General features: G+C 63.7%; 5 protein-coding genes and 1 other annotated feature. Of the genes, 4 read left to right on the top strand and 1 reads right to left on the bottom strand.

Annotation, left to right across the window (positions count from 1 at the left end; translation table 11 throughout):
• Positions 1–339: 339 nt before the first annotated feature.
• Complete coding sequence (locus HHX31_RS33330; protein ID WP_169953781.1) at positions 340–1,260, bottom strand: IS3 family transposase; 921 nt, start codon at positions 1,258–1,260, stop codon at positions 340–342.
• Positions 1,174–1,302, bottom strand: a sequence feature (AL1L pseudoknot). Its footprint overlaps the gene before it by 87 nt.
• Between HHX31_RS33330 and HHX31_RS33325 the strand changes: the two genes are divergently transcribed.
• From HHX31_RS33325 to HHX31_RS33310, 4 genes are all read left to right on the top strand, one after another.
• Complete coding sequence (locus tag HHX31_RS33325; protein ID WP_211590678.1) at positions 1,269–1,511, top strand: hypothetical protein; 243 nt, start codon at positions 1,269–1,271, stop codon at positions 1,509–1,511. Its footprint overlaps the feature before it by 34 nt.
• A 283-nt stretch (positions 1,512–1,794) precedes the next feature.
• Positions 1,795–2,157: a type II toxin-antitoxin system RelE/ParE family toxin gene (locus tag HHX31_RS33320; protein ID WP_169953779.1), complete on the top strand. Its 363-nt coding sequence runs from the start codon at positions 1,795–1,797 to the stop codon at positions 2,155–2,157.
• Positions 2,158–2,184: 27 nt separating this feature from the next.
• The gene (locus HHX31_RS33315; RefSeq protein WP_169953777.1) at positions 2,185–2,598 is read left to right on the top strand and encodes a helix-turn-helix domain-containing protein; all 414 of its coding nucleotides are present in this window, start codon (positions 2,185–2,187) and stop codon (positions 2,596–2,598) included.
• Between the two features lie 4 nt (positions 2,599–2,602).
• Complete coding sequence (locus tag HHX31_RS33310) at positions 2,603–3,040, top strand: DUF6941 family protein (protein ID WP_169953775.1); 438 nt, start codon at positions 2,603–2,605, stop codon at positions 3,038–3,040.
• Positions 3,041–3,974 lie beyond the last annotated feature (934 nt).

The following is a 3,974-nucleotide window of genomic DNA, read 5'->3' as shown; positions in this document are numbered from 1 at the left end:
CTTCACTCGGAAAGTGCCTTCTGAACTGGTGCGGACAGGACTCTAGACAAGCCCAATCCTCCCAGCTCAAAGGCACTTTCTCATGTAAACGATCAAGCCCGCTCAAATGCGCCGCGAAAGCCCGAGGCTAATAGGAGGACTCAGCACTTCTGCCGGGTCGGAAGCTCCGCGACACCTTGGCAACGATCGGGCAGCGCCCTCATCCGCCTCGTCGTCGCCAGCGGTTGAGGCTTGCTGACCGATCACGCCAGCAGTGAGCGACCCTTCTCTAGCATGTATTCATGGCCACGATAGGCGAACGCATCCGCAACGTGAATCGCCCCGGCTTCGGTGGAGACCTCAGGGGTTGATTCCAGCGGGTTCGCTGGGGTGGTGCTGAGCGTAGTAGAGGGCTTCGTACTCGTCCGGTGGGATGTTGCCGATGGAGGAGTGCAGGCGGGTGGTGTTGAACCACTCGACCCATTCGGCGGTGGCCAACTCCACCTCGGCCAGGCTGCGCCACGGCCCGCGAGGTTTGATCAGCTCCGTCTTGTACAGGCCGATCTGCGATTCCATCAGCGCGTTGTCCAGCGCATCCCCGACCGTGCCGATCGAGGCGTCGATTCTGGCGGTCATCAGGCGGGCCGTGAAGCGGAAACAGGTGTATTGACTGCCGGCATCGGAGTGATGGATGAGGCCGGGGCCGGCGGGGCGTCCGGCGCGGTCGCGCCGCCACAAGGCCATGTCCAGGGCGTCCAGCATCAGCGTGGCCCGCTTGGACATCGAGGCCGGCCAGCCAACAATCGCCCGGGAGTAGACGTCGACGACGAAGGCGACGTAGACGATGCCGCACCAGGCATGCACGTAGGTGAAGTCCGCAACCCACACGGCGTTGGGCCGGGTGGTGGTGAAGTTCCGCTTGACCAGGTCGGCGGCTCGCTTATGGCCTGGGTCGGGGGCGGTGGTGCGGATCTTCTTGCCGCGGCGGGCTCCATGCAGGCCCAATGCGCGCATCCGCCGCTCGACGGTGCAGCGGGCCACCTGGTGGCCCTCCCGCAGCAGTTGCCACCAGACCTTGCGAACGCCGTAGACGCTGTAGTTGCCGGCGTGGATGCGCTGGATGTGTTTGTCCAGTTCGGCGTCACGGACAGAGCGGGGCGAGGGAGGCTGCGTCTTGGCGGCGTAGTAGGTGCTGGGCGCGATGGCGAGCCCGTGCTCGCTCAGCACGCGGCAGATCGGCTCGACACCGAACACCTCGCGGTGTTCGTCGATGAAGGTCACGAGTGCGTGTGTGGCCGGTCGAGCTCGGCCGCAAAGAAAGCCGACTTAGATTCAAAGACAGCTTCGTCTCGCTGCTGTCCGACTCCGGCGTTCCGATCGAGGACATCTCCCGCCTCGTCGGCCACCGCAACATCGTGGTCACCGAGACCGTCTACCGCAAGCAAATCCGCCCGGTCCTCATGCAGGGTGCGGAGAAGATGGACAGCCTCTTCGAGGCAAAGTCGCTCAGGCCGCTATCACAAGATCGGTAAAGCGAGCTTGGCCGGATGGGGTTGTTCGCCTGCTGGCAGCGTGCCGTGGCTGCCAGTTGCTCTTGGAGGGCTTGGCATACGCCTTCAGCGCGGGCCGACGAGCGTGTGGAGGCGGACTAGTACATGGGCGGGCGGCGGTCCCGGGGCGAGCCGGACGTCGCACAACCTCTCCAAGGAGTAACAGATTGGTTACCCTACGAACCATTCTGGCTATCCGCCCCCCGGGCGAAGCTGTACATTCGGTGCCCTCCTGTCTCAGACTGAGATCACAAAGGGTGCCGGCGTGAGGGAAAAGCCCAAAGCGAGCTGGGAGCTTTACTGCTCCAACACTGGGCAGCCCATCGTCCGCGAGGAGATCCGGCGTACGCTCGGGGACGGACCGCCGAAGAAGGAACTGGGCGAGCTCATGTCGCGCATCCAGTTCGGTCGCGCCCTTGATCGCGATACAGCTCCCCTCGGCGGCGGCCTCTTCGAGGCCCGGCTCAGCTACTGCGGCACCGAGTTCCGCCTGTACTTCGCACACGGCCCGCAAGGTGAGCACATCCTGCTGGCGCTCGCCTTTCACAAGAAGGGCGGGCAAGGCGCGCAGAAGCGCACCATCAAGCTGGCCCGGAAGCGACTGTCCGATTGGCTGGGGAGAATATAAGGTGAACCCGATGACAGGAGGCCTGTGATGGACCCGCACATCGCTGACCTGCTCGGCATCGACCTCGACGATCCAGCGGAACGCCGCGAGGCCGATGCTATCGAGCGTGATATGGACCTGATCGAGACTCTCGTTCAGATTCGGAAGGAACAAGGACTAACACAGGCAGACGTAGCTGAGCGTATGGGCCGGAGCCAGCCGGCGGTGTCAGACTTCGAGAGACTAGGTGGGGATCCTCACCTATCCACCATCCGCCGGTACGCTCTCGCCATCGGCGCCGAAGTGCATCATGTCGTCACAGGTGTGCACTCGTGGAGCCGCGAGATGACTCGATCGGTTGATCCACTATTGGTGGTTGTACACCCCAGCGTGGGTCTCCGCTCGCCAACACAGCCGTCTACCGCGGTCGGCGGTCTGTGCGCCCACCTAGAAACGGCCTGACCTGATGCAAGCCTTCCTTGTGCTGTGCGATGCGGCCCAACATGATCAGGTCACTGGCAAGCTGAGCATGCTTGGCGGCGACTGGTCCATCATCGGACCGCAGATTTCGCCTATGACAGTGGTCGTCCTGATGCGGACGTCATGGGAAGAAGCCGAGAAGGCCAAAACCTTCACGCTCAACCTTCTCGACGATGACGGCGAGCCGGTCCGCCACGGGCCTGAACGGCGCCCCATTCAGTACAACGGGCGCCTATCCCTTGATCCGGGGAATCCCCTAGCAGACGACAAGGTCGCTCGCATGACGGATATCCACAGCAATGTCATGGTCAGCCTAGGTTCACTGCCTCTGCAGCCTGGCCATCGCTACAGATGGACTTTCGACGTTGAGGGCGAGGAGATCGCTTCCGTTCAGTTCGCGGTCCGCTCCGCGCCGGAGAACTGATCAGCGGAGAGTCCTGAGGCAAGACCAAGGACTGCCCCTCTCCACTCCCCGACCGGGACTATAGCGGCGCCAAGCTTCATGTACTGCCAGAAGGCGTCGCCCTCCAGCAGGAGAGGGCGACGCCTGCAATAGTTCTCCAGGAGACTGGTCAGGATGCGGCCAGGACGCGCGGAAGCCCCTCGTTGGCGTCCAGTCGGTACCGGCCGTTCGCAGGCCGGGCCAGCTTCTCCAGGCCCTGCCCTCTCACCCCATCGTTGCGACGGCCTTGATTGCGTTGGCTCGAACCTCTTGGCCCATTACCTCCGGCGTCCGGCAGCCCAGACCAACTCCACCATCTGCCACCGAGACTCCGGCAGGTACGGCGGACGTGATTACTTCTGAACTCCTCCCAGGCCACGTCGCCGTGAGCGCTCCCGTCCCGACAAGGCCGAGGCGACATCACTTCGAGGCATAGTCGCTCAGATAGTCACTCGGTCCGCGAAAACAAGATCGGCAACACGCCGTTTCACCAGGTGGGCGGTACTGGGTTCGAACCAGTGACCCCTCGCTTGTAAGGAGCTAAGATCGCTCCCGGCGGTACGCTGACCTGCGGGCCGACCTGGGACACCGCTCCCCCGCTGGCCGTCTCCGAGCTGCCCTAATGGCACGCTAATGGCACGGTGATCACGCCTCTTGCCACAGCTCGCGGCCTCTTCTGATCATGGCTTGTCGGCCGCATCTCCACCGTCTAATGGCACGCTAATGGCACGACGATCAAGGGCGCGTCGGCGAGGTGCAGACCTGCACACTTCTCCCCTGCCTGATCTTCCGCCGGGTAGCCGGAGCGCATTGCTGCGCCCCGGCCCCCTCAGAACCGGACGTGCCCGTTTCCGGGCATCCGGCTCAAGCAAGCCGCGAGGGCGAGCGGGACTGCTGTGCTGGGCTGCGTTGACGG

The organism is Microbispora sp. H11081 (genome assembly GCF_012999535.1).
In the GTDB taxonomy this organism is placed as follows: domain Bacteria; phylum Actinomycetota; class Actinomycetes; order Streptosporangiales; family Streptosporangiaceae; genus Microbispora.
The sequence above is the reverse complement of the archived record's forward strand: the minus strand, read 5'-3'. Positions and strand labels throughout refer to the sequence as shown.

Excerpts from the sequence above, each read along its gene's own strand:
- HHX31_RS33310 (WP_169953775.1), top strand. The coding sequence starts at position 2,603 with ATGCAAGCCTTCCTTGTGCTGTGCGATGCGGCCCAACATGATCAGGTC.
- HHX31_RS33315 (WP_169953777.1), top strand. The coding sequence starts at position 2,185 with ATGGACCCGCACATCGCTGACCTGCTCGGCATCGACCTCGACGATCCA.